Consider the following 22,260-nt stretch of genomic DNA (forward strand, 5'->3'; position numbering starts at 1 on the left):
CCCTCGGAAGGGGTGGAGGGGGATGGGGGTGAGGGCTAGGCTGCCGCGGCATGAGCAGCGAACTTCCCGGCCGCACCGACGTCGTGATCGTCGGCGCGGGGCACAACGGTCTGGTCTCCGCCATCCTGCTGGCCCGCGCCGGCCTGGACGTCCTGGTGCTGGAGGCCGCCGACGTGATAGGCGGCGCGACCCGCACCGAGAACCCGTTCCCGAAGGTGCCGGGGCTGCGCCACTCCACCGGTTCGTACCTGCTCGGGCTGATGCCGCCGGAGCTGCTCGCCACGCTCGACGTGCGGATCCCGGTGCTGCGCCGTGACCCGCACTACTTCCTGCCCACGCCGGGCGGTCTCGGCTCGCCGTACCTGCTCTTCGGCAGTGACACCGCGGCCACCCGGGCACAGCTCGCCGAGTTCTTCTCCCCCGCCGACGTGGCCGCCGACGACGCCATGCAGGCCGAGCTGGCCGCGCTGCGCGAGGATCTCGCCCCGGCCTGGCTCGCCGAGCCGCTGACCGCCGAGGAGACCGCCGACCGGCACGTCCGCCCGGCGCTGCGACAGACGTTCGTCGACCTGGTCCGGGGCTCGGTCGCGGACTACCTCGCCCGGTTCGAGTTCCGCTCCGAGCTGCTGGTCAGCATGTACGCGGTCACCGACGGGCTCTCCGGGCTCAACGCCGGCCCGGACGACCCGGGGACGGGCCACAACTTCCTCGTTCACAACATGTGCAGACTTCCCGGCTCCGGCGGCACCTGGATGATCGCGGAGGGCGGGATGGGCACCGTGTCGCGCACCTTCGCCGACGCCGCCCGCGCCGCCGGCGCGACCATCCTGGCGGGTACGCCGGTGACCGCGGTGACCCTGGACGGCGGCGCGGCGAGTGGCGTCATGCTCGCCGACGGCCGGCAAGTCGCCGCCCGGGTGGTGCTCGGCGCGTGTGACCCGTACCGGCTGATGGACCTGCTGCCCGACGGCGCGCTGCCGGCGCCGCTCGGCGAGCGGATGGCGGCGGTCCGCCGCCCCGGCACCACCCTCAAGCTCAACCTGGCGCTCACCGGGCTGCCGCACTTCTCCTGCCTGCCGACCGGCACGCCGAGCCCGTTCGGCTCGACCATCCACCTGCTGCCCGGCTCGGCGTCGCTGGTCGGTGGCGACGCCACCTCGCCGATGGCCGCGCTGCGCGCGATGTGGGCGGACGTGCAGGCCGGGCGGCTGCCGACGGAGCCGACCATCGAGTGGTACCTGCACACCACCGTCGACCCGTCGCTCTCCGACGCCGCAGGGCACCACTCCTCGGCGCTCTTCGTCCAGTCGGTCCCCTACGAGCTGAGCGGCACCACCTGGGACGCGGAGCTGCCCGGCTACGTCGACCGGCTGATCGGGATCGTCGAGCGGTACGCCCCCGGCACCGCCGACCTGATCGCCGACGCGGTGCCGCTACCCCCGCCGGGCATCGAGGCCCACTTCGGCATCACCGGCGGGCACATCCACCATGTCGACAACACCGTCTCGTTCGCCGACCGGATGCCCTACGCCACCGGTGTCGACGGCGTGTACGCCGGCAGCGCCGGCTGCCACCCGGCCGGCAGCGTGATCGGCGCCGCCGGTCACAACGCCGCCCAGCGGATCCTCAGCGACCTCGGCCGCTGACCCCGTCGCCGACCTCGGCGGCGAAGCGGGGCAGGTCGCCGGGGCGGCGAATGAGGGAGAGGCCGACGAGCAGCAGGTAGAGGACCAGGCTGAGGATCGGGTCGACGAAGACGAAGGCGAAGGCGGTCAGGTAGAGCAGCGGACGCACCAGCAGTCGCCGGGAAACCGCCCGGGCCAGCTCGGGGTCCAGGTCGGGGTGCAGCAGTTCGCGCCGGCGGGCCCACCACCAGCTCAGGTTGAAGAAGAGCGACTCGCCGAGCACGGTGCCGAGGTAGAGAGCGCCGGTCAGTCGCTGCTCGGTCGCGCTCCCGCGCAGGTTGTCCGACAGCAGGTCGGCGGTGAACGGGATCGCGGCCACGAAGAGCAGCACGAGCAGGTTGAACACCACCAGCGGCTGGTCGACCCGGACCACGTACCGCCACATGTTGTGATGGCCGAGCCAGATCTGGCCGGCGATCCCGAAGGTGATCACGTAGGCCAGGTAGGACGGCCAGGCGTGGGCGAGCGCGTCCGGAAGCTCCCGCCCGCTCTCCCGGGCGGGGCCGTTCTGGAGCAGCTCGACGGCCATCACCGTCAGCACGACCCCGAAGACCCCGTCGCTGAACGTCTCCACCCGCGCCGCGTCCCGGGCCATCTCCCGGCCGCGCCCGTACCGGTACGCACCCTTCTGCGCGTCCGCCCCCGCCACGCCCCGCCCCGCTCTCGATGGGTCCGGTTGGTTCCGGACCGCGGCTTTCGCCGCTCTCCACTGCATCGTGGCGCATCGAGGGGCCGCGCGGACGCGGATCGGGCGTGCGGCCGGGCACCCACCTCGGGTGCCCGGCCGGCTCGTCAGCTCAGCGCCTCGCCCGCCGGGGCCGGGGTCTCCGCGTCGACGCGGTGGGCGCGGACCTTGTGGCCGACGCTCGTCAGGCAACGGCCGCTGGGCAGGTCGAACCGCCAGCCGTGCAGCTGGCAGGTGAGCTGGTCGCCCTCGACGATGCCGAACCGGGTCAGGTCGGCCTTCAGGTGCGGGCAGCGCCGCTGCACCACCCAGTCGCCCAGGGTGATGTCCTCCGCGTCGGTGGTCCGCTCGTGCTCGTCGTACCAGCCCTCGGCGTACTGGAGCCGCTCCTCGGAGAGGCACTTGAAGAACGCGTATACGAACTCGTTGTACTGGCCGATCCGGGCCGCCGAGAACCGGCAGGAGAGGAAGAGCGAGTTGACCCAGTCCACCTCGTCGATGAAGAGCAGGTGCTCGATCAGCGCCCGCTCGGTACGGAACCGGTAGCGGACCTTCTCGTCGGCGTACGGCCGGACCTCCTTGCCCGGGAAGTCCACGACGATCGACTCGACGCTCTCACCGTCGTAGCCCACCAGGTCGAAGCGGACCGGCCCGCCGACGCCCTTGGCCAGGTAGATCGACTCGTCGAGCAGCGGCTCGATGCGGCTCTTCATCCCCGCCAGCACGTCCACCTCGGGGTGCCGCCAGGACGCCTTCTCCGCCTCGATGACGGGCCGCTTGCGCTCCCGCATCTCCTCCAGGTGGGCGACCTTGTTCGCGAAGAACTCGTCGACCGGCACCGGGTGGGTGGTCGTGGCGCCCTCGGTGGTGACCTCGGCGACGCTGCCCGGCAGCAGCACGATCCCGTTGGTGCCGCCGACCTTGGCGTACTCCGCCATGAAGACGGACTGGTCGGGGAAGATGTTGCCCTCGTCGCCGTGGATGTCGTTGAACTGCCACAGCGCGTCGTCGAGGAAGCACGGCGGGCCGGCGATCGGGAAGACGTGCGACGCCTTCAGATCATCGATGTAGCGCCACGTACGGTCGAACTGCCGGTCGCGCTTCTGCTTGCCGAACGCGGTCTTCGCCGCCTGCGGCAACTCGTAGACCATCGGGTACCAGATCGCGCCGGAGAACTGGAGCAGGTGCGCGTGCACGTGCCCCAGCTCGGCGAAAATGCTCAGGTCGGTGGGGCGGGCGTCGTTCTGGTTGAGCAACCGCACCCCGTCGTACTCCACCCAGAGCGAGGAGTCGCCAATCGGGCCGTCGGTGGGGCTGGTCAACGCCTGAATCATGATCTTCAGCCCGCCGTCCAGCTCGACGACCTGCTCGTTCGGCGCCTTGAGGAACTTCGTGAAGCCCAGCGCCCGCAGCTCGTCCTCCATCTCGGAGGTGGGGAACTCGGGCAGCAGCACGGTCGCCTGCTTCGACACGTACCGCTTCAGGTGCGCCGCGTCGAAGTGGTCCCGGTGCAGGTGGGAGACGTACAGGTAGTCGACCTGGCCCAGGGTCTCCCAGTCGAGCAGGGAATTGTCCGGAAATGGAAACCAGGACGCGAAGTAGGCCGGGTTGACCCACGGGTCGCACAGGATGCTGCCCGCGGCCGTGTCGATCCGCATGCTGGCGTGCCCGGTTCCGGTCACTCGCACCGCACAGTCCCCCTCAAACAGACAATCAGGTGTACGCCAAACGCTACCGGAGGGAGTCTGACCGCCGCCTCGCGACGCCGGTAGTGCCGTCCGGCCCGGACGGGGAGGGGGCCCGATGACCGGGAAACCCCCACCGCGCCGCCCCGGGCAGGAGGCGTGCCAGACTAACCGGAGATCCGATCGCGAGGGAAGGACCGACAGTGGCAGGAAGCGAGCCGGTAACGTCGCCAGACCAGCACAAGCCCGGGCACCGGAAGGCCGGGCGGATCGGCGCGGTCCTCACCGCGCTGGCGCTGCTGGCGATGATCTGCGGCAACCACGAAGGCAAGGTCGAGGACATCTGGCTGGTCGGCCTGGCCGTGCTGCTGCTGGTCATCGTGATCGGCGACGCCGTGCTGCGGCGCAACGGTCTGCGCTCCTGACCGACCGCCTGCCGGACGACCGGCCGACGTACGTCGAGGGCCCGCCCCCACCCGGGGACGGGCCCTCGTCCGTACGCGTCGGGTCAGCGCCCGAAGAGGATGTCCTGCACGTCCTTGAGCGCGGCGTCGACCTCGGCCTCGAAGTAGCCGCCGGGCACCAGACCGAACCGGAGCGTGTCCAGGTCCTTCGGGTTGACCGGCATCGGGTTGCGGCCCTGCATGCCGCCGAGCAGGGTGTCGAAGAACCGGTCGACCTGGTCCGGGTCGTATCCGCTGCCGAACCGGCGCACCTGGAAGCGACGCCGGATCTGGTCGACGCGGTACAGGTCGCTGCCGGGCGGGCCGGCCATCGGCGGGCCGGGCACGGCGGGCGGACCGGCCATCGGCGGGCCACCGATGCCCTGCTGCGGCATCGGGGGCGGGCCGGCCGGGCCACGGCGCATGTCGCGCAGGTCCCGCTCGGGCATCCGGATCTCGGCGGTCATGTCCGCACGGCCGTGCCGACCGGCCTCGAAGCCGTCGAAGCGCGGCTCCTCGGGCGGGTAGCCACCGGGCGCACGTTGGTCGTCGTACCCGCCGGGCGAACGCTGGTCGTCGGGGCCGTACCCGCCGGGCATCCGCTGGTCGTCGGGGCCGTAGCCACCGGGCATCCGCTGATCGTCCTGGCCGTAGCCACCCGGACCGGCGGGTAGGCCGCGCGGCGGGAGACCGTGCCCGCCCATCGGGCCACCCGGACCCATCGGGCCGGGACCGGCCGGGCCGCCCGGGCCACGCGGCGCGTCGTAACCGCCGCGGGGGGCGTCGTACCCACCAGCGAAGGCGCCGGTCGGCTCGTCGTACCGGCCGTAGCGGTCGGGCGGGCCGGCCTGCGCCGGCATCGGCCGAGGCGGCATCGGCTGCGGGACCATGCCCCGGTCGTCGCGCATCGGCGGGCCCAGCCGGTCCGGTGGACCCATCCGGGGGTCGCCGCCACGCCCGGCGGCACCGCGCTCCTCAAGCTCGGCCAGCTGCCGCTCGACCCGGTCCAGGTGCAGGTCGACCTGCCACTCGTCGTAGCCGTTGAACCGGACCCGGAAGACGACGTCGTGGACCTCCTGGGAGGCCACCGGCGCACCGACCTGCCGGCCGTCGAGCGTCGCCTCGACCCGGTCGAGGAAGGCATCCACCTCGTCGACCTTGTATCCCCGGCGGAGCGCCTTGCGCCGGAAACGCTGACCCTGACTCGCCACTATGTCTCCTGGTCTCGTTCGCCACGCCCGGTCACGCCGGTGCCTCTCCGGCGCGGTCGGTGTTGGTGTCGTTGTCCTCGGCGGCGGCGAGCTGGCCACACGCGCCGTCGATTTCGCGACCTCGGGTGTCCCGAACGGTGGTGGACACCCCGGCGTCGCGCAACCGCCGGACGAACTCCCGCTCAACCGGCTTCGGGCTCGCGTCCCAGCGGCTGCCCGGCGTCGGATTGAGCGGGATGAGGTTCACGTGGGCCAACTTGCCGGCCAGCAGCCGCCCGAGCAGGTCAGCTCGCCACGGCTGGTCGTTCACGTCCTTGATCATCGCGTACTCGATCGACACACGACGGCCCGTCCGGGCGGCGTAGTCCCACGCTGCGTCCAGCACCTCGGCTACCTTCCAGCGCTGGTTTACCGGCACGAGTTCGTCGCGCAGATCATCATCGGGGGCGTGCAACGACAACGCAAGGGTCACTGAGAGGTCTTCGCTGGCCAGTCGGCGGATGGCCGGAACCAGCCCGACCGTGGAAACGGTGATGTGCCGCTGCGACAGGCCGAGCCCCTCGGGAGCCGGGCTGACCAGGCGGCGGATCGCCGCGATCACCCGAGAGTAGTTGGCCAGTGGCTCGCCCATGCCCATGAAGACGACGTGCGACAGCCGCGGTGGAGACCCGGCGACCGCACCGGAGGCAGCCACCCCGGCCAGGTACACCGCCTGGTCGACGATCTCGGCGGTGGACAGGTTGCGGGTCAGCCCGGCCTGGCCGGTCGCGCAGAACGGGCAGGCCATGCCGCAGCCCGCCTGGCTGGAGATGCAGACGGTCACCCGGTCCGGGTAACCCATCAGCACGCTTTCCACCAGCGCGCCGTCGTGCAGCTTCCACAGCGCCTTGCGGGTCGCGCCGTCGTCGCAGGCCAACTCGCGGACCGGGGTGAGCAGCCGGGGCAGCAGTTGGTCGGCCAGCCGCTCCCGGGTCGCCGCGGGCAGGTCGGTCATCTCCTGCGGGTCGCGGACCAGCCGCCCGAAGTAGTGGTTGGAGACCTGCTTGGCGCGAAAGGCCGGCTCGCCCAACCCGGTGACCAGCGCCTGGCGGCCGGCCAGGTCGAGGTCAGCGAGGTGCTGCGGTGGCATGGAGGCCCGGCGTGCGGCGGGGGCGTCCGAGATGGCGGGGATCAGCGGCAGGCTCGTCATGGCTGGTCCAGTGTGTCACGCCGTCGGCGGCACGTACCTGTCCGGAGGTGTCGAACCGGCCCCGACCGCCGGGTCGGGATGACCGGGGCGCCGTGATCCATGCCTCAGCTCACCACCGGCACGAAGATCGCCAACAGTAGGTACGCCGTCGGCACCGCGAACAGGATCGAGTCCAGCCGGTCCATCAGGCCGCCGTGGCCCGGCAGCAGGTTGCTCATGTCCTTGACCCCGAGATCCCGCTTGATCATCGACTCGGCCAGGTCACCGAGGACCGCCGCGCACGAGATCGCCAGCCCGAACACCGCACCCCACCAGGGGGCAAGGTCGAACATCAGCCAGAGCAGCAGGGCGCTGCCCAGCGCCGCCGCGGTGACCGAGCCGGCGAAGCCCTCCCAGGACTTCTTCGGGCTCACCGACGGCGCCATCGGGTGGCGACCGAAGGAGACGCCGGCCGCGTACCCGCCGGTGTCGGAGAGGACCACCGCGACCAACGTCGCCAGAATGCGCAGCGGACCGTCGTCCGGGGCCGCCGCCAGCAGCGCCGCGAACCCGCCGAGGAACGGCACGTACACGGCGATCAGGGTGGCCGCGGTCAGGTCCCGCTGGAAACCGCCCGGGCCGTCGCCCAACCGCCAGATCATGGTGCCCAGGACGGTGACCAGCAGACCCAGGCTCAGCGCGTCCGGGCCGGCGAACCAGGCCAGGCCCACGGTCAGCACGCCACCGGCGATCAGCGGCACCAGCGGCGGATGAGCCCCGCTGCGCCGGACCGCCCGGGCCATCTCCCAGATGCCGACGGCGATGGCGGCGGCGATCACCGGCAGGAACGCCAACGGGTAGAAGACCAGCGGCACCACGATCAGCGCGCCGAGGCCGAGCCCGACCCCGATCGCCGCCGGCAGGTTCCGGCCGGCCCGCCCGTTGCCCACCTGCTGGGTGGCCGGTCGGTCGGCACTGGCCCGGCGTCGGCCCTTCGACCGCCGGCCGGACGGAGGCTCCGACCCGCTCACCGCGTCCTGGTCCGGAGCGAGGTCGGCCCGGATGGGCGCGAGCTGCGCGGTCGGATACCCGGAATCGTCGTCGTAGTTGACCGGACCACCGGCGTCGCCGAAGCGCTCCGGACCGTCGTGCCGGGTCGGGGCGTCGCCGCCGACGGGCGGACGGTCGGCGTACCGGCCGGCACGGCCCCGGTCGTCGTACCGGTGGGGCTGGTTCCGGTCGTCCTCGTACCGGTCCCGCTCGTCGAAGCGGTCGCGCCGGTCCCGGTCGTCGAAACGGTCCTGACCATCCGGGCGGACCGTCCGGCCATGCTCGTCGTACGCGTCCGGGGGGTACGGGTCGGCGAACGGGCGGGTGCGGGGCTCGGCGTACAGGTCAGGGCCGCCGGCCGGACGACCGCTCCACTGGCCCGGTTCGAGCTCCTGCTCGGGCCAGGGCAGGGCCACCGGCCGCTCCGGCCGGTCCCAGCCGCGGGGCTCGCCACTGTAGGGGTCGGGGTGGGTCATCACGCACCGCGACGCGGCACGAGAACCACCACATGACGCAAGACCACAAGCATCCCCTACCGGCGCGACTTTTTCCTCTGGTCGACCGCCCCGACGGTCGGTCGATTCCCGGTGTTCACCGCCCGGTGGCCGGGAATCCTGCCGAGCCTACTGCACCCGCCGGACCGGCACGGCGGACGAGGCACGGCGACGGGCATCGCCCTGGTCGCCGGAGTAGAGGCCATCGCCCGCAACTGCCCGGCCGGCCCTCACCTCATGTCGGCCTCGCTGGTGCAGGACGGCCTGCCGACCCTCTGGGCCACCTCGGGACGGGGTGCCGGCGAGATCCAGTGCGACGACGGCACAGTCGAGCTCGGGATGGCCTTCGCCCGGAGAGATCCGGTACTGCACCCGGGCAGGGCCACTGTTCGCTTCACGCTGCGCGACTGGTACACCGGGGAGCAGCTGGCCGAGAGCACCAGGACCATCTGGATCCCCTGCTGACGTACGACGCGAGGCCCGTCCCCGGCGTCGGGGGCGGGCCTCGCGGCAGCTCAGCCGTCGAGCGGCCAGAGGATCACACCTCCAGCAGCTCGGTCTCCTTGTGCTTGACCAGGTCGTCGATGTTGGCCGCGTAGCGCTGGGTCAGGTCGTCCAGCTCCTTCTCGGCGCGGCGACCGTCGTCCTCGCCGGCCTCGCCGTCCTTGACGATCCGGTCCAGCTCCTCCTTGCCACGGCGGCGGACGTTCCGGATCGCCACCTTGGCCTCCTCGCCCTTGTGCCGGGCCACCTTGATCATGTCGCGGCGGCGCTCCTCGGTCATCTGCGGGAGCAGGATGCGCAGCTGGTTGCCCTCGTTGTTCGGGTTCACCCCGAGGTCCGAGTCGCGGATCGCCTTCTCCATCGCATTGATCTGCGAGTTGTCGTACGGCTTGATGATCGCCATCCGCGGCTCGGGGATCGCGACGGACGCCATCTGGGTCAGCGGCGTGGGGGTACCGTAGTAGTCGATAATGATCTTGGAAAACATGGCGGGGTTCGCGCGACCGGTGCGGATGGCGCCGAACTCCTCCTTGGCGTGCTCGACCGCACGCTCCATCTTTTCCTCGGCCTCGAGGAGGGTGTCGTCGATCACCGGTCTCCTCGCCTCCTTCTGTGCTCGTCGTGGGCTCTGCTGAAAGTAGCCGGGACCGCTGCTGCCGTCGCCGCGGGCGGGGCGGGGCTCAGGCGGTGATCAGGGTGCCGATCTTGTCGCCACCCACCGCGCGGATGATGGTGTCGTCACCCTGCGCGCCGAAGACCAGCATCGGCAGGCCGTTCTCCATGCAGAGGCTGAACGCCGCCGCGTCGGCCACCCGCAGGTTGCGGCGCAGCGCCTCGGAGAAGGTGATCGAGTCGAGCTTGCTCGCGGTGGGGTCGACCCGGGGGTCGGCGGTGTAGACCCCGTCCACGCCGTTCTTGCTCATCAGCACCACGTCGGCCCGGATCTCCAGCGCCCGCTGGGCGGCCACCGTGTCGGTGGAGAAGTACGGCATCCCCGCGCCAGCGCCGAAGATGACCACGCGGCCCTTCTCCAGGTGCCGGATCGCCCGCAACGGGATGTACGGCTCGGCGACCTGCGCCATGGTGATGGCGCTCTGCACCCGGGTCTCGATGCCTTCCTTCTCCAGGAAGTCCTGCAGGGCGAGGCAGTTCATCACGGTGCCCAGCATGCCCATGTAGTCGGCGCGGGCCCGGTCCATCCCACGCTTCTGCAGCTCCGCGCCGCGGAAGAAGTTGCCGCCACCGACCACCACGGAGACCTGCACGCCGCGGCGGACCACGGTGGCGATCTGCCGGGCGATGGCCTGGACGACGTCCGGGTCGACGCCGATCGCGCCGCCACCGAACACCTCACCGGAGAGCTTCAGCACCACCCGACGGGCGCGTCCGGGCGGCGGCGCCGTCGGATCCTCCACCGCCAGCGTCCGGTCACTCACAACCTGCGTCATCCGCCCCGCCCTTCCCCACGCGCACGCCCCGTGCGGCGCGTACCGCGAACCTGCCGCTGCCGACCCTATGTGACGAGGAGGCCGCGGTGCCTGTCACGTACACCGGCGGCCTCCTCCTCGACGTCTCCTGCCCACGGGCGCCCACGGCGCCCGGCGGCGGCTCAGGCCTGGCCGACCTCGAACCGCACGAAGCTGGTGACCTCGATGCCGGCCTCGGCCAGCATCTGCTTCACCGACTTCTTGTTGTCGGCCACGGACGCCTGCTCGACCAGGACGTAGTCCTTGAAGAAGGCGTTCACGCGACCCTCGACGATCTTCGGCAGGGCCGCCGCGGGCTTGTTCTCCTCGCGGGCGGTCTGCTCGGCGATGCGCCGCTCGGACTCGACGACCTCGGCCGGAACCTCGTCCCGGGTGAGGTACTTCGGCCGCATCGCGGCGATCTGCATGGCGACACCACGGGCGTCAGCGTCGCCCGCTTCGTCGCTCTTGCCGCTGTACGACACCAGCACACCGACGGCCGGCGGCAGGTCCTGGGCCTTGCGGTGCAGGTAGACCGCGGTGGTGCCCTCGACCTTGGCGAACCGGTTGAGCACCAGCTTCTCGCCGATCTTGACGGACTGCTCCTGGATCAGGTCGGCAACGACCTTGCCGTTCAGCTCGCTGGCGAGCAGCTCCTCGGCGTTGTTCACGCCGGAGCGCTCGCCGTGCTCGACCAGCTGCTGGGCCAGGGCGATGAACGACTCGGTCTTGGCCACGAAGTCGGTCTCGCAGTTGAGCTCGAGCAGCGCCTTGCCGGAGTGGGCGACCAGGCCGTTGGCGGCCGTACGGCCGGCCCGCTTGCCGACGTCCTTGGCGCCCTTGACGCGCAGGATCTCAATGGCCTTGTCGAAGTCGCCCTCGGCCTCGGTCAGCGCCTTCTTGCTGTCCATCATGCCGGCGCCGGTGAGGTCGCGGAGCTTCTTGACGTCCGCGGCGGTGAATTGGGACATGGCTCTCTCTTCGGTGTTGAGACGGCGTGTGGATGGTCAGAGGTGCCGGTTACCCGGAACCGGGCCGATCGTGCCCGGCGTACCGTCGCCGCCCGCCGCCCGTCCGGAAAAACGGACGACGGGGCAGCGACGGTGCGGTCACTCCGCGGCGGCGGTCGCCGGCTGCTCGGTGGCGGCCGGTGCCGGCTGCTCGGTGGCGGCCTGCGCCGGCTGCTCAGCGGCGGCCTGCGCCGGCTGCTCGGCCGGGGCGGCCGACTCGTCGGCCTTCTTCGGCTGCTCAAGCAGCTCGCGCTCCCACTCGGCCAGCGGCTCGTCGGTGGCGACACCCGGCTCGGGCTTCTCGTCGGTGCCCCGGCGGCGGCCGGAACGCGCGATGAGACCGTCCGCGACGGCGGCGGCGACGACCCTGGTCAGCAGCTCGGCCGAGCGGATCGCGTCGTCGTTGCCCGGGATCGGAAAGTCGACCTCGTCCGGGTCGCAGTTGGTGTCCAGCACAGCGATCACCGGGATGCCCAGCTTGCGGGCCTCGTCGACGGCGATGTGCTCCTTCTTGGTGTCGACGATCCAGACCGCAGCCGGCAGCTTCTGCATGTCCCGCAGACCACCCAGCGTGCGGGTCAGCTTGATCTTCTCGCGGGAGAGCTGCAGGGTCTCCTTCTTGGTGTACCCGGCGGCGGTGCCGCTCAGGTCACCCAGGGCCTCCAGCTCCTTCATCCGCTGAAGGCGCTTGTACACCGTCTGGAAGTTGGTCAGCATGCCACCGAGCCAGCGGTGGTTGACGTACGGCTGGCCGACGCGGGTCGCCTGCTCGGAGATCGCCTCCTGAGCCTGCTTCTTGGTGCCGACGAAGAGGATGCTGCCACCCTCGGCGACGGTCCCACGCACGAACTCGTACGCCTTCTCGATGTACTCGAGGGTCTGGCGCAGGTCGATGATGTAGATGCCGTTGCGCTCGGTCATGATGAAGCGCTTCATCTTCGGGTTCCAGCGCCGGGTCTGGTGCCCGAAGTGGACACCGCTCTCCAGCAGCTGGCGCATGGTCACGACGGCCATGGTGGGTACTCCTCAAGATCCCTGGTTGTCACGCCCGGCCGGTGGCCGGGCGTCCTGGCGCCTGGTCGCCGGCCATGGTGTTCCCGACCAAGATCGGGACCAGGGAGGCCGTCGCCCCACGACGATTCGTGGAGAGGGCGCGCGAGGTCGACCGCACGAGGCGGTCGCCAGTTGGCCAGTGTACGCCCCTGCCCGCCCGCCGGGCTGCCGGGTCAGCCGGCGGCGAGCGCGGCGGCGACGAAGAGCACCAGGCCGACGGTCAGGTACGCCGTCGGTGGGCGCAGCCAGCCCCGACCGTTGTCGGAGAGCGCCAGACCGCCGGTTCGTAGCCCGTACAGCCCGGTTGCGAAGATCGGCAGCCCGGCGACCAGGAACATGCCCACCACCACGTTCCCGGCGGACAGCGGGTCGCTGGTCACCCCGTCGAGCAGCACCCGCAGCGCCGGGATCTCGAAGATCAGCACCAGCAGGGCGAAGAGCACCGCCAGCGCCGGGCGGCGGGTGCGGTAGACGCCGTCGGCGGCTGGCGGGTACACCGGCGGCTCCGCCGCGGGCAGTTCACCGCCCCGGGGACCGACCGGCGGCATCGGGCCGGTCGGCATCTCCAGCGGGTGCGGCTGGTCGCCACCGCGGGCCGGGTCGACGATCGGGTACCCGCTGAGCGGGGCGGGACGAGTCTGGTCAGCGAGCGCACCGGCAGTCGGATCGCCGGCGGACGTCGCCTCGCGGGCGCCGGTCAACGACATCGGCTCCCGCGCGGCCGTCGGCGGCGAGCCCGTCGAAGCCGCATCCCGGGCCCGGCGACCGGGCAGCTCACCGGAGACCTCCGAGGGGTCGCGGTCCGCCCGCCACGAGCGGGCAGCACGGTAACCGTCGGCCTCCGGCCGGGCGTCACCCAGCGGGTCGACCGTCCCGAACCGCCCGGAGTCCGGTTCGGGCGCACCGGAGCGGCCCGGCTGGGCGCTGACAGCACCGAAACGCCCGGAGTCCGGTTCCGGAGCACCGAAGCGACCGGCGCCGGTGTCGTCGCCGTAGCGGCCCTCGTCGGCGCCGCGCTGATCGGGAACCCGGACCTCGTCGTCCCGGTACCGCGGTTCGCCCGCGCCACGCCACTCCGACTCGCCGTAGCCGCGACCCCGCTCGTCGGGATACCAGCGCGACTCCTGATCTTCCGGAAAGCTCCGTCGTTCGTCCACGTCCGGCACCGTATGCGACGGACTGCCGCCGCGCCATTTCAGCCCGGCGCCCGCCTCATCAGGACGCACGGTGCAGGATCGACGGCATCCACCACTGTGAGCGGTATACCTCAGAGTCATAACTATGCCTCTGCGGTATATCGGGTTCACGGCACATACCCTCCGCGAGGGCCTGCCAGGGCGGTGTTCCCCCATAGGACAGGGCAGGGTTGATCGGTTGGTCGTCCACAGGACGGCCGTTGTCCACAGGTGGCCGGCGTCGGGGTCGCGGCGTTCGGGCCTCGGCGGGCACGGTGCCGTCCATGACGAAGCGGAACCAGGCGGTCGGCGCGTACGGCGAGCGCTGTGCGACCCGGCACCTGATCGGGGCGGGGCTGCGCCCGGTCGCCCGAAACTGGCGCTGCCCGGCCGGAGAGATCGACATCATCGCCTGGGACGGGCCCGTGCTCGCCTTCTGCGAGGTGAAGACCCGCCGGGGCGACAGCTTCGGCACCCCGGCCGAGGCGGTGGTTCCCGCCAAGGCACGGCGGCTGCGCGGGCTCGCCGCGCGCTGGCTGGCCGAGACCGGGACGACCGCCGAGGAGGTGCGGTTCGACGTGCTCTCGGTGCGGTTGCCCGATGCCGGTCCGGCCCGGGTCGACCACCTCAGGGCGCGTTCTGAGATGCGCGCTCCGGGAGGTCGGGGGGCGACATGAGTTACGCGAAGGTGCTCTCGGTGGGGCTGGTCGGCGTCACCGGTCACCTGGTCGAGGTGGAGGCCGACCTCGCCGCCGGCCTGCCGGCGGTGGTGATCTCCGGGCTACCGGACACCGCCCTGCACGAGGCCCGCGACCGGGTCCGGGCCGCCGTGGTCTTCCCTGTCAAGTTCTTCTGTTCAGATTCTGCCTGTGCGACGCTCGCTTGGTCGGCGACGATCCTGACCTGCCCAGCCCGGCCGACCCCAGGCAGCCCACTGTGATGATCGCTTTCGTTTCCTGCATAACCAGCAACATGTGGACGATCACGCAGTGGCCTCACCATCCCTGCCGGCCCGCCCAACCAGCAGTGGCAGAACGAGGCGTGGCGGGCACTGCGCCCTCGGACGGCTGCAGCTGTCAGTCCGTCGCCTCCGAAGCGGGCTGCCGGTACTGGTAGACCTCGACGTCATCGAACCTGTCGGCGAGGACGTAGACTTGCTCAACCGTGGGCGTCGGAAAATCACTCGGCCCGACGTAGATGCCTGTCTGGGGCAGCTTGACCACCGCCGGCGGGCTCCCATCGGCCGTGACCTCCACTGGCATCAGTCGCCCGTCGACCGGACCACCCAGGAACCACGCCTCCACTGCCGCCATCCGATCATCATGCGCTCCCGGGTTGTTGGCATCGTCAGCGGCATCAACCACCATGATTCGAGGCGGAGGTTCGGCCATGGCGCAGCGCCGTGGTTCGTAACTCGCCGACACGAATCCGCTACGGACTTAGATCCACCTTGCCGTTGCTTCCAAGTCGGAGTTCTCGTCGGTCAAGGCAGGTGCAGGACCTCCGCAGGAACAAATTCCGGCTCACCAAAGTCGAAGCCCTTCAAAGCTTGACCGCGTTCCAATAGGCGCTCCACGTGCTCCTCATGGGCCTCTCTATCAAACAGAGTAACGGACTCACGAAACTTCTCACCAAAGGTGGGTGTCACTGCATCTAGCCGCACCGCAACCTCGTGAGCTAAAAGGTAGGCAGCAGAGTCTAGAGCGTTACCTCGGGCCGTGTTCTCAGGCCACCTCTCATTCGGATCCTGGATTGCGTTTAGGGCACCTCGCGCGCCAGTCCATCTCGATCGAACGTTGATGTGTGCAAACTCGCCTAGAGCGCGGGAAAGGACACCGAGCCTTTTCCAGCCGGCCGCTTCGACCCACCTGGCAGGTGAAGCTACGCCACCGCCGGCTTCAACGCGCGTAGCCCGTGCCGGCTTGATACGCCAAGCTCTCGCACGGCAGGTCTGCTCCAGCACGACCCGCACGCAGGTCATAGCCACGTCGGTGTCCTCAAGCCATAGCCAGAGAGCGGTATTCGAATCACGTCGATGCCCGCCGCGGTGAAGACCGTGTCGAAGGCGGCGGTGAACTTCGTGTCGCGATCGCGGAGCAGGAACCGGAGCCCGTCGGCGCGCTGGTCGAGGCTCACGAGCAGGTTCCGTGCTTGCTGAGTGACCCAGGTGCCGGTCGGGTGTGCGGTGACACCGACGACGTGGACGTGGCGCGTGGCGAGCTCGATGAAGAACAGTACGTAGATCCGTTTCAGGAACACGGTGTCGACGGTGAAGAAGTCGCAGGCCAAGATGGTGCGCGCCTGAGCGGTCAGGAACTGCGTCCAGGTCGGTCCCGTCCGGCGGGGCGCCGGGTCGACGCCGGCCTGGTGCAGGATCTTCCATACCGTGCTGGCCGCGAGCCGGTGGCCCAGACGAGCGAGCTCACCCTGCACCCGGCGATGCCCCCAAGTCGGGTTCTCCACGGCCAGACGCAGGACCAGTTCCCGGATCTCGCGGTCTACGGGTGGCCGGCCGGGTCGCGCGTGTGGGTAGGTCCAATGTCGTGCGATCAGCTGTCGATGCCAGCGCAGCAGGGTCGCCGGGGTGACGAAGAACGCCGCCCAGTGTTGCCGAGGCAGCAGCCGCGACAACGCCGCCAGCACCACCCGGTCCGCGGGCTGGAGATCGGGTCGGTGCACCTACCGGCGCAGCACCGCCACCTAATGCCGTAAGACCAGAAGTTCGACGACGTCCTTCGCGCCGCCGTCCCGGGCGAGCTGGGTCAGCATCTGCAGGATCTGACGCAGGAGCAGGTACACCAGCGAGGCGGCCATACCTTGGATCGTCGCCGCCCTGATTAGGCCGACCTCGCACAAAGCCACACGTCACAGCCACCGAACCGAATTTACGAACCCAACAGGTCATCGACCCGCCTACGGTGACAGCCCAACGGATGCGCCGGCTGGTACATGGGCCGCTCGGGTAGCAGCGCGGCGAACTGGACCCACAACGGCTCGATCAGCCACGCTGGGGTGGCAGGCACAGAACCTCCCGTGAACACGAAGCGTCAGCAACTTCATGATCGCCAGTTCTGTGCCTGCACTCGTTCAGACACGCCAGCCAGCCCCACCATTCCGCGCGACCTCTAAGCCGGCGGCGAATCGCCGAGCCTGCGGAAGACCTCGCCGCAGACGTCGACGCAGTGCGCCATCACCACGTCGGCGGTGAGCGCCCCGGTCGTGGTGAACAGGAAGACCTCGCGGTCGACGCGGTCGACCGACTCGGTCCACGGCGCGGCCGTCAGCACCTGCTCGAAGATGTCGCTGCCGGGATAGGACAGGTCGAAGACCACCAGCATCCCGTCGTCGAAGCTCAGGGTCCACTCCCGGCCGTCTTTCGTGCAGACCGCCAGATAGGCCGGCAGATCCTGCAGCGCGGGGTCCTGCGGCAGGCGCGCGGCGGCCTCGGCCATGGCGGGCTGCCCGGCCAGAGCGTCGCCGTCGAAAACGTCCCAGCCGTCGATGCGCTGCGGCTCGACACCGTCGACCGCGTAGGCAGGGCGGGAGCGTCGCAACCAGCTCATGACTCTCACTATCGGGTAAGGGGGCCCGGTGTCGCCACCGGGCCCCACACGGAAGGGATCAGGGCCAGAAGGAGCCGTTCGACGGGTAGATCTTGAACGGGATCCGCTTGCTGCGCAGGCAGTCGAGGAGATCCTGCGGGACGTCCAGCGACCCGTTGGCGTGCGGCATGAAGTGCCACATCACCTCGGCCACCTGCTGCGTGTCGAGCAGATGCCGGTCCTGGGCACACTGCTTGAGATAGTGGCCGGGGTAGGGCTTGCCGGTCTTCACCTCGTGCAGCTTGAGCGGCGGGCCGGTCTCGAGGAAGTCCGGCTCACGCGCCGACCCCGGCCTCGGCACGCCCGGCGTCTCGAACCGCCCGGCCCGCCCGCGCAGACCCGGCACCCCCGCCATCAGCACGTCGGCGAAGTAGTCCTCGCCGCGGTCCGCGCCACGCAGCCACGGAATCGGCGCCGGCGTAGGCGTCACCGCGTCGGTCAACGCGTCCGCCAGCCGCCCCAGGCTGTTGTCGGCCCGGCGGGCCAGCCGCAGGATGACGTCGTCCGCGAACCCCGCGTCGGTGAGCCGGCCGTAGTTGCCGAGCATGATGGCACGGATGGTCAGAATCTTGACGCTGTCGGAGATCTTGTCGTACTTGGCGACGAAGTGGATCACCTTGTCGAGCCGGTGCAGGTAGCGCGCCACGAACTTCGCGGCCTTGCCCGGGATCGCCACCGCGTCACCGACGTACGGGACCAGGCCGATGATGCTCAACCCGGCGCCGACCCAATCCTGGTTGATGAACGCGGCGACGGTGTCACGCAGATCCGCCAGGCCACCGAGCACCCAGCCGACCACCGGGATCAGGCTCAGACCGCCGGAACACAGGTATCCCGACAGCCACGCCATCGAATCCCTGGGCGAGAAGTCACCGGCGATCAGACCGACCACGAAATCGGTCACGTACGACCACTTGCTGACCCGCTCGTCCGGGATCAGCGGATCCAGGCCCTGGTCCTCGGCGTGTGCGAGCTCGTAGGCGTCGGCGATCCCGTCACCGTCGGTGTCGGAGCTCAGCGGGTTCGTCAGGTGCTCATTGATCTCCGTCCCGTCACCCAGGCCGTCGCCGTCGGTGTCCGGGTTCGCCGGATCCGTCTCGCTGTCGTCGACCTCTGTGCTGTCCGGGATGCCGTCACCGTCGGTGTCGGTGTCCGTCGGCGTGGTCTGCACCGGGTCGGCCGGCTCACTGACCGGCGGCGGCGGGTTGTCCGCCACCAGCGGATTCGTGCCGCGTACCACCTCGGCGCCGTCGCTGACCCCGTCGCCGTCGGTGTCCGCCTCGGTCGGCGAGGTGCCCAGCTCCTGCTCGCGCAGATTGGTCAGTCCGTCGCCATCGACGTCCTCGGCACCGTCCGGCACCCCGTCGTCGTCGGTGTCGAACCGGCCCGGCATGGTCCAGCCGGCCAGTTCGGTGATCTCGAACTTGTCGGTCAGTCCGTCGCCGTCGGAGTCGACCAGCAGTGGGCTGGAGCCGAAGCGCAGCTCCACCACGTCGACCACGCCGTCGTTGTCGTGGTCACCGGTGTAGGTGATCCCGAGCCGCGTGAGCACGTTGAAGCCGCTCGACCAGGCGTTCGTCGCCTGGATCGTCGCCGGCTCCGGGTTGGCCTTGGCCAGCATGTCGTCGGCCTTGGCCAGGTTGACCTTGGCCGCCTCCAGGTCCGCGAACGCCTCGGTCAGCCCCGCCGGGGCGGGCGCGGGTGGTGGGCTGGCCCGGAACGGACCGATCGTCGCCTCGGCGTCCTGGATCGCCGCGTCAGCCAGCAGCCGCACACCGGTGAGGGTCTCCACCAGCGCCCTGACGTGCGCCTGTTCGGACTCGCCGTTGGGCGGGCTGGCGCCGTTCATGCGGCCCTTGAGGAACGCCTCGAGGTGCTTCAGGTTGTCGAACGCGACCGCACCCTCGGCGGCGCTATTCAGGCGGGCGCCGTCGAAGTACCGGCTGTCGACATCCGCCAACACCGTGTCGATCCGGCTGTCACCCAACCCGTCACCGACAAACGGGCGCAACGCCTGAGTGGCCTCGGTGACGTAAACCTTCGCGTCACGCGTGTACTTGACGGTGGGGATCTTGGCGACCTCCACCTCCCACAGGCGGCCCGACCCTGCCGACGCCGGGGCGGCAACGAGCGCCACCTGCGCGGCAACCAGTGCCGCAACCACCGCGGCAAGCCTTGACCGCCATCGTCTTCTGTGTCTCACCGACACCTCCGTCTATACGTAACCAACCAAGATCCCGGCCAGCATATTCACAAAGGTCGCTGCCCGAAGCCCTGCCGGAACTATTCATCCAAATTGGACAGCTGTGCAGGTTGGGCCGTTCACTGGCAATATTGGGGCAGCACGGCGCGCGTGGCCCTGGAATACTGGCAGCCATGCAGGAAATCGCCCGACTGGCCGGGTTCTTTGCCGCCCACGGCATCTGGGGCGTCTCGGATGGAGCGACACTGATCCCGCTGCTGGGCTATGAGCAGGCCAGCGGCGATCGCGGCATGGACCGGTTCGCCTTCGACGATGTCGGCGCCGGCGCACAAGCCGGCCAGGAGGCGCTACAGACGAACCAACACGGTGCGATTCGCGCAGTGCTGGTGGTCGACGGGTACCTGCACCTGCCTGGTGGACGGACCGACGCGTTGATCGTCGACGCCGTCCAATACGAGCCGGCCCGTCGGTCCTTCAAGATGGGCGTGCCCTACCGCCCGCAGCCGAGTCCCGACGGCTTCGCCGTGCACCGGCCCAAGTTCATCGAGGTCGTTGGCATCGACAGGCAGGACTATCCCGCGTTGACCGACGCCTTCTTCGCCGGAGTTGATTCCCATGAGCGCGCGGCGCCCGTGTGGAACGCACACCTCGACCCGTCCATCTGAATAGGGCGACGACTCCTGCGACCGGACGTGGTCCCAGCTCTGCCAGTTGACCCGAGGCACTGTCATTGGATCTGAGGCACCATGGCGCGCTACGGGGGATGTCGAGCCCGCGAGCTGCGGCGCCGCCCCCAGCGACGCCCGGACCTGCCTCAGATCCAGTAGCAGTCCGGGCGCTCGGGCTGCGCCAATCGGTGCGTCACGACCACAGCCGGTGCCAGTGTCCTCCAAGCGGCAAGTGAGGATGGCTGGCGCCAGGTCTCGTCGCGCAGCCATGTCATGGAGGCCTCGTCCTATCGCTCCGCAGCGCCTCGGTCGAGCCATTCGTGCATCAAGGCGTCGAACAGTCGTGGCTGCTCGATCTGGAGGTTGTGCCCGGCAACGTCGAGCACTGCGAAAGTCGCGCGCGGGTAGTGCGGCAGGAGGGCGAACATCGCCATCAGTGGTCGTCGGCTCGCGACTGGCCCGCAGCCGGGACGAAGGGAAAAAACACCGGCAGCGAACCGACACCATCACCCACATCACGGCCCCGAGCCATCACACCGACCGGCGCGCCACGAATTAACCACCAGGATCGTCAACCGCATCAAAACGATCAAAAGGCAGATGTACGGCCGAGCCAGCTTCGACCTACTCCGTAAGCGGATCCTCCTCGCCGCATGACAGCAAGCCGGTCACAGGATCATCGCCAGAACCTCAAAACCACGCCCCGGTCGAGCCAGCCCGGGCCCTTGCCCGTGGGCAGGACCGCGCTCAACGCGCCGGTCAGACCGGTGCGGTCACCGCAGCGCCGCAGCAACACCGCTCCGGCGTGACCGATCAGGTTCCTGCCCGTGGTGGCCACGGAGAGCTTGTCGGCCCAGGCGTTACGCTTCTTCACCGGAAGGGTGCATTCGTTTCCACAGTGGATGAGATCTAGGAAATCACATCCTCGCAGGCCGGACGCACCCTTCCTTCATCGCCATCGATGACCAGCCAACCCGTCTGAATACCCGAGGCCAACGGCGGGAACACCATCGCGCCAAAGACCAGCGCGAGGATCGCGTACATGTTGACCGGCGGAGAGTACGCATAGGGCGGATACGGCGGGTAGCCCGGCGTCGGGCCTGGAACCGGTGGTTGCTGAGTCGGCGGCTGGTCGGTCATGTTGCCCTCCGCAGGGGTGGCGGCTACCTCCACAGTGTGAAGGAGCCCGCAAGCGGGCCCCAGGAAACACTTTCACGCCGTGGCGCTGACAGGCCCAGGGCATCCACAACGGCGGGCGCGCGGACAGCGGCAGAAGCGGACGTGGGCGGGCACGCGTCGCCGTCGTCGGCGTGTCCGGCATCATGGTTGTCGCCGACGTATCCACCGGACGCATGGACCACAGTCGTACCTGAGCGGATGCGGCGATGCTACGGAGTGCTCTCCCTTCGCAAGGGTTCCACGCCGGCGGCCGGCACCGCCGCGATCACGTAATCCTCGGCCAGGTCCGGCTGCACGTCGACCATCGCGTTCCTACCGACGTAGCGGACGACGAACGTGGTCTCGCGGAGCCACGTCTCGTCATAGTCGGCAAGACTCTCTGGCACTTCACCCACGAGTCGCACTTCGTCACCCGGCTTGACCGCGGCATCTGCCGGAGCCTCATCGCGTTGGATGGCCGTGATCGCGTGGATGAGAGTCTTCAGCGGTTCGGTGTCCGCGCCGTAGTGAACCAGATGGCCCGCCTGGCCGAAGATGACATCGGCCTGGGCTCTGCTCAAATCGGCGAGCGCCTCGGCCGCACCGGCCGCCAGGGCCGGACTCCCCGACGTGTCGAGTTGCGCCGCCAACGCTAGGAGCAGGCGATCGATGACAAGCTCCGTAGTCTCCTCGTCCGTCACCCGGCGAGCATATGACCCAGCCGACGGCACCGTTGTCGGCCAGCGCGTGCAGGGCCAACTCCGGTGTCATGCAGACAGCCAGTCCGTCGGCATCCGCTCATCGGCATGTGCGTATGCCGGCTGAGTCAGCACTTCGTGACGCCGCGTAGCGCGCGGATCGCGGCAGACATCCCAGGATTCAAAATGTCAAGCGGCTGCTGTGCGGTGGTGAGCCCAGGCCTTGTGTTCGTCGTAGATTGAGCGGGTCTTGAGGCATCCGTGGAGGATGCCGACGAGGCGGTTGCCGAGCTGGCGCAGCG

General features: G+C 69.9%; 21 protein-coding genes and 4 pseudogenes. 6 read left to right on the forward strand and 19 right to left on the reverse strand.

Annotation, left to right across the window (positions count from 1 at the left end; translation table 11 throughout):
- Positions 1-50: 50 nt before the first annotated feature.
- Positions 51-1,646, forward strand: a complete 1,596-nt coding sequence (locus ACWD6N_RS31025; protein ID WP_354963279.1) for a phytoene desaturase family protein — start codon at positions 51-53, stop codon at positions 1,644-1,646.
- On the opposite strand, the gene ACWD6N_RS31030 is transcribed toward ACWD6N_RS31025, so the two are convergent.
- Complete coding sequence (locus tag ACWD6N_RS31030; protein WP_354963322.1) at positions 1,627-2,280, reverse strand: TMEM175 family protein; 654 nt, start codon at positions 2,278-2,280, stop codon at positions 1,627-1,629. The two genes, ACWD6N_RS31025 and ACWD6N_RS31030, sit on opposite strands and share 20 nt — an antisense overlap.
- 197 nt (positions 2,281-2,477) lie before the next feature.
- The gene (locus tag ACWD6N_RS31035; RefSeq protein ID WP_354963280.1) at positions 2,478-4,058 is read right to left on the reverse strand and encodes a Rieske 2Fe-2S domain-containing protein; all 1,581 of its coding nucleotides are present in this window, start codon (positions 4,056-4,058) and stop codon (positions 2,478-2,480) included.
- 200 nt (positions 4,059-4,258) lie between these two features.
- On the opposite strand from ACWD6N_RS31035, the gene ACWD6N_RS31040 reads away from it, so the two are divergent.
- The gene (locus ACWD6N_RS31040; protein WP_354963281.1) at positions 4,259-4,480 is read left to right on the forward strand and encodes a DUF2631 domain-containing protein; all 222 of its coding nucleotides are present in this window, start codon (positions 4,259-4,261) and stop codon (positions 4,478-4,480) included.
- Positions 4,481-4,563: 83 nt separating this feature from the next.
- Here the strand turns inward: ACWD6N_RS31040 and ACWD6N_RS31045 are convergent, their stop codons facing one another.
- The 3 genes from ACWD6N_RS31045 to ACWD6N_RS31055 all read right to left on the reverse strand — a co-directional run bounded on the left by ACWD6N_RS31045 (position 4,564) and on the right by ACWD6N_RS31055 (position 8,403).
- The gene (locus tag ACWD6N_RS31045) at positions 4,564-5,709 is read right to left on the reverse strand and encodes a DivIVA domain-containing protein (protein ID WP_450005694.1); all 1,146 of its coding nucleotides are present in this window, start codon (positions 5,707-5,709) and stop codon (positions 4,564-4,566) included.
- 31 nt (positions 5,710-5,740) lie between these two features.
- Positions 5,741-6,898 carry a 23S rRNA (adenine(2503)-C(2))-methyltransferase RlmN gene (gene rlmN, locus ACWD6N_RS31050; RefSeq protein ID WP_354963283.1) on the reverse strand — a complete coding sequence of 386 codons (1,158 nt, stop codon included), beginning with the start codon at positions 6,896-6,898 and terminating at the stop codon, positions 5,741-5,743.
- Positions 6,899-7,002: 104 nt separating this feature from the next.
- The gene (locus tag ACWD6N_RS31055; RefSeq protein WP_354963284.1) at positions 7,003-8,403 is read right to left on the reverse strand and encodes a phosphatidate cytidylyltransferase; all 1,401 of its coding nucleotides are present in this window, start codon (positions 8,401-8,403) and stop codon (positions 7,003-7,005) included.
- A gap of 111 nt (positions 8,404-8,514) precedes the next feature.
- Here ACWD6N_RS31055 and ACWD6N_RS31060 point away from each other — a divergent pair, with 111 nt between their 5' ends.
- The gene (locus ACWD6N_RS31060) at positions 8,515-8,886 is read left to right on the forward strand and encodes a hypothetical protein (protein WP_354963285.1); all 372 of its coding nucleotides are present in this window, start codon (positions 8,515-8,517) and stop codon (positions 8,884-8,886) included.
- A gap of 73 nt (positions 8,887-8,959) precedes the next feature.
- Here the strand turns inward: ACWD6N_RS31060 and frr are convergent, their stop codons facing one another.
- The 5 genes and pseudogenes from frr to ACWD6N_RS31085 form a co-directional block, all read right to left on the reverse strand.
- A complete protein-coding gene (gene frr, locus ACWD6N_RS31065; RefSeq protein WP_354963286.1) occupies positions 8,960-9,517 on the reverse strand; it encodes a ribosome recycling factor in 558 nt (185 codons plus the stop codon).
- A gap of 88 nt (positions 9,518-9,605) precedes the next feature.
- On the reverse strand, positions 9,606-10,373 hold the full coding sequence (pyrH, locus tag ACWD6N_RS31070) for a UMP kinase (protein ID WP_354963287.1): 768 nt from the start codon (positions 10,371-10,373) through the stop codon (positions 9,606-9,608).
- Positions 10,374-10,534: 161 nt separating this feature from the next.
- Positions 10,535-11,362: a translation elongation factor Ts gene (tsf, locus tag ACWD6N_RS31075; RefSeq protein WP_354963288.1), complete on the reverse strand. Its 828-nt coding sequence runs from the start codon at positions 11,360-11,362 to the stop codon at positions 10,535-10,537.
- A 138-nt stretch (positions 11,363-11,500) separates the two neighbouring features.
- Complete coding sequence (gene rpsB / locus ACWD6N_RS31080; RefSeq protein WP_354963289.1) at positions 11,501-12,415, reverse strand: 30S ribosomal protein S2; 915 nt, start codon at positions 12,413-12,415, stop codon at positions 11,501-11,503.
- A 212-nt stretch (positions 12,416-12,627) separates the two neighbouring features.
- A pseudogene (locus tag ACWD6N_RS31085) lies at positions 12,628-13,648 on the reverse strand (hypothetical protein).
- A gap of 265 nt (positions 13,649-13,913) precedes the next feature.
- Between ACWD6N_RS31085 and ACWD6N_RS31090 the strand changes: the two are divergent.
- Positions 13,914-14,306, forward strand: a complete 393-nt coding sequence (locus ACWD6N_RS31090) for a YraN family protein (protein ID WP_387325506.1) — start codon at positions 13,914-13,916, stop codon at positions 14,304-14,306.
- Positions 14,303-14,464, forward strand: a pseudogene (locus ACWD6N_RS31095) (magnesium chelatase domain-containing protein); the annotation flags it as partial. The gene ACWD6N_RS31090 and the pseudogene ACWD6N_RS31095, both read left to right, overlap by 4 nt.
- Before the next feature lie 241 nt (positions 14,465-14,705).
- Here the strand turns inward: ACWD6N_RS31095 and ACWD6N_RS31100 are convergent.
- The 5 genes and pseudogenes from ACWD6N_RS31100 to ACWD6N_RS31120 all read right to left on the reverse strand — a co-directional run bounded on the left by ACWD6N_RS31100 (position 14,706) and on the right by ACWD6N_RS31120 (position 19,395).
- The gene (locus tag ACWD6N_RS31100) at positions 14,706-14,996 is read right to left on the reverse strand and encodes a hypothetical protein (protein ID WP_354963291.1); all 291 of its coding nucleotides are present in this window, start codon (positions 14,994-14,996) and stop codon (positions 14,706-14,708) included.
- 610 nt (positions 14,997-15,606) lie between these two features.
- Complete coding sequence (locus tag ACWD6N_RS31105; protein ID WP_354963292.1) at positions 15,607-16,272, reverse strand: helix-turn-helix domain-containing protein; 666 nt, start codon at positions 16,270-16,272, stop codon at positions 15,607-15,609.
- Positions 16,273-16,529: 257 nt separating this feature from the next.
- Positions 16,530-16,652 (reverse strand): annotated as a pseudogene (locus tag ACWD6N_RS31110) (IS5/IS1182 family transposase); the annotation flags it as partial.
- A gap of 102 nt (positions 16,653-16,754) precedes the next feature.
- Entirely contained in the window at positions 16,755-17,192 is a 438-nt protein-coding gene (locus ACWD6N_RS31115; RefSeq protein ID WP_354963293.1) for a hypothetical protein, read from the reverse strand.
- Between the two features lie 58 nt (positions 17,193-17,250).
- The gene (locus ACWD6N_RS31120) at positions 17,251-19,395 is read right to left on the reverse strand and encodes a hypothetical protein (RefSeq protein WP_354963294.1); all 2,145 of its coding nucleotides are present in this window, start codon (positions 19,393-19,395) and stop codon (positions 17,251-17,253) included.
- Between the two features lie 212 nt (positions 19,396-19,607).
- On the opposite strand from ACWD6N_RS31120, the gene ACWD6N_RS31125 reads away from it, so the two are divergent.
- Positions 19,608-20,099, forward strand: a complete 492-nt coding sequence (locus ACWD6N_RS31125) for a hypothetical protein (RefSeq protein WP_354963295.1) — start codon at positions 19,608-19,610, stop codon at positions 20,097-20,099.
- A 290-nt stretch (positions 20,100-20,389) separates the two neighbouring features.
- Here ACWD6N_RS31125 and ACWD6N_RS31130 read toward each other — a convergent pair whose 3' ends face one another.
- From ACWD6N_RS31130 to ACWD6N_RS31145, 4 genes and pseudogenes are all read right to left on the reverse strand, one after another.
- Positions 20,390-20,536, reverse strand: coding sequence for an alpha/beta fold hydrolase (locus ACWD6N_RS31130; RefSeq protein ID WP_354963296.1), 147 nt, complete (start codon positions 20,534-20,536; stop codon positions 20,390-20,392).
- A gap of 242 nt (positions 20,537-20,778) precedes the next feature.
- On the reverse strand, positions 20,779-20,976 hold the full coding sequence (locus ACWD6N_RS31135) for a hypothetical protein (RefSeq protein ID WP_354963297.1): 198 nt from the start codon (positions 20,974-20,976) through the stop codon (positions 20,779-20,781).
- 119 nt (positions 20,977-21,095) lie between these two features.
- Positions 21,096-21,242 (reverse strand): annotated as a pseudogene (locus ACWD6N_RS31140) (DUF4190 domain-containing protein); the annotation flags it as partial.
- Positions 21,243-21,490: 248 nt separating this feature from the next.
- On the reverse strand, positions 21,491-21,961 hold the full coding sequence (locus ACWD6N_RS31145) for a hypothetical protein (RefSeq protein WP_354963298.1): 471 nt from the start codon (positions 21,959-21,961) through the stop codon (positions 21,491-21,493).
- Positions 21,962-22,260 lie beyond the last annotated feature (299 nt).

It is taken from the genome of Micromonospora sp. NPDC005163, from assembly GCF_053599835.1.

What these genes read in the sequence shown, in the direction of transcription:
- ACWD6N_RS31125 (WP_354963295.1), top strand. Translation starts at nt 19,608, where the DNA reads ATGCAGGAAATCGCCCGACTGGCCGGGTTCTTTGCCGCCCACGGCATC.
- ACWD6N_RS31025 (WP_354963279.1), top strand. Translation starts at nt 51, where the DNA reads ATGAGCAGCGAACTTCCCGGCCGCACCGACGTCGTGATCGTCGGCGCG.
- tsf (WP_354963288.1), bottom strand. Translation starts at nt 11,362, where the DNA reads ATGTCCCAATTCACCGCCGCGGACGTCAAGAAGCTCCGCGACCTCACC.
- ACWD6N_RS31130 (WP_354963296.1), bottom strand. Translation starts at nt 20,536, where the DNA reads ATGGCGATGTTCGCCCTCCTGCCGCACTACCCGCGCGCGACTTTCGCA.
- rpsB (WP_354963289.1), bottom strand. Translation starts at nt 12,415, where the DNA reads ATGGCCGTCGTGACCATGCGCCAGCTGCTGGAGAGCGGTGTCCACTTC.
- ACWD6N_RS31090 (WP_387325506.1), top strand. Translation starts at nt 13,914, where the DNA reads ATGACGAAGCGGAACCAGGCGGTCGGCGCGTACGGCGAGCGCTGTGCG.
- ACWD6N_RS31030 (WP_354963322.1), bottom strand. Translation starts at nt 2,280, where the DNA reads ATGGCCCGGGACGCGGCGCGGGTGGAGACGTTCAGCGACGGGGTCTTC.
- pyrH (WP_354963287.1), bottom strand. Translation starts at nt 10,373, where the DNA reads ATGACGCAGGTTGTGAGTGACCGGACGCTGGCGGTGGAGGATCCGACG.
- rlmN (WP_354963283.1), bottom strand. Translation starts at nt 6,898, where the DNA reads ATGACGAGCCTGCCGCTGATCCCCGCCATCTCGGACGCCCCCGCCGCA.
- ACWD6N_RS31115 (WP_354963293.1), bottom strand. Translation starts at nt 17,192, where the DNA reads ATGAGCTGGTTGCGACGCTCCCGCCCTGCCTACGCGGTCGACGGTGTC.
- ACWD6N_RS31100 (WP_354963291.1), bottom strand. Translation starts at nt 14,996, where the DNA reads ATGGTGGTTGATGCCGCTGACGATGCCAACAACCCGGGAGCGCATGAT.
- ACWD6N_RS31055 (WP_354963284.1), bottom strand. Translation starts at nt 8,403, where the DNA reads ATGACCCACCCCGACCCCTACAGTGGCGAGCCCCGCGGCTGGGACCGG.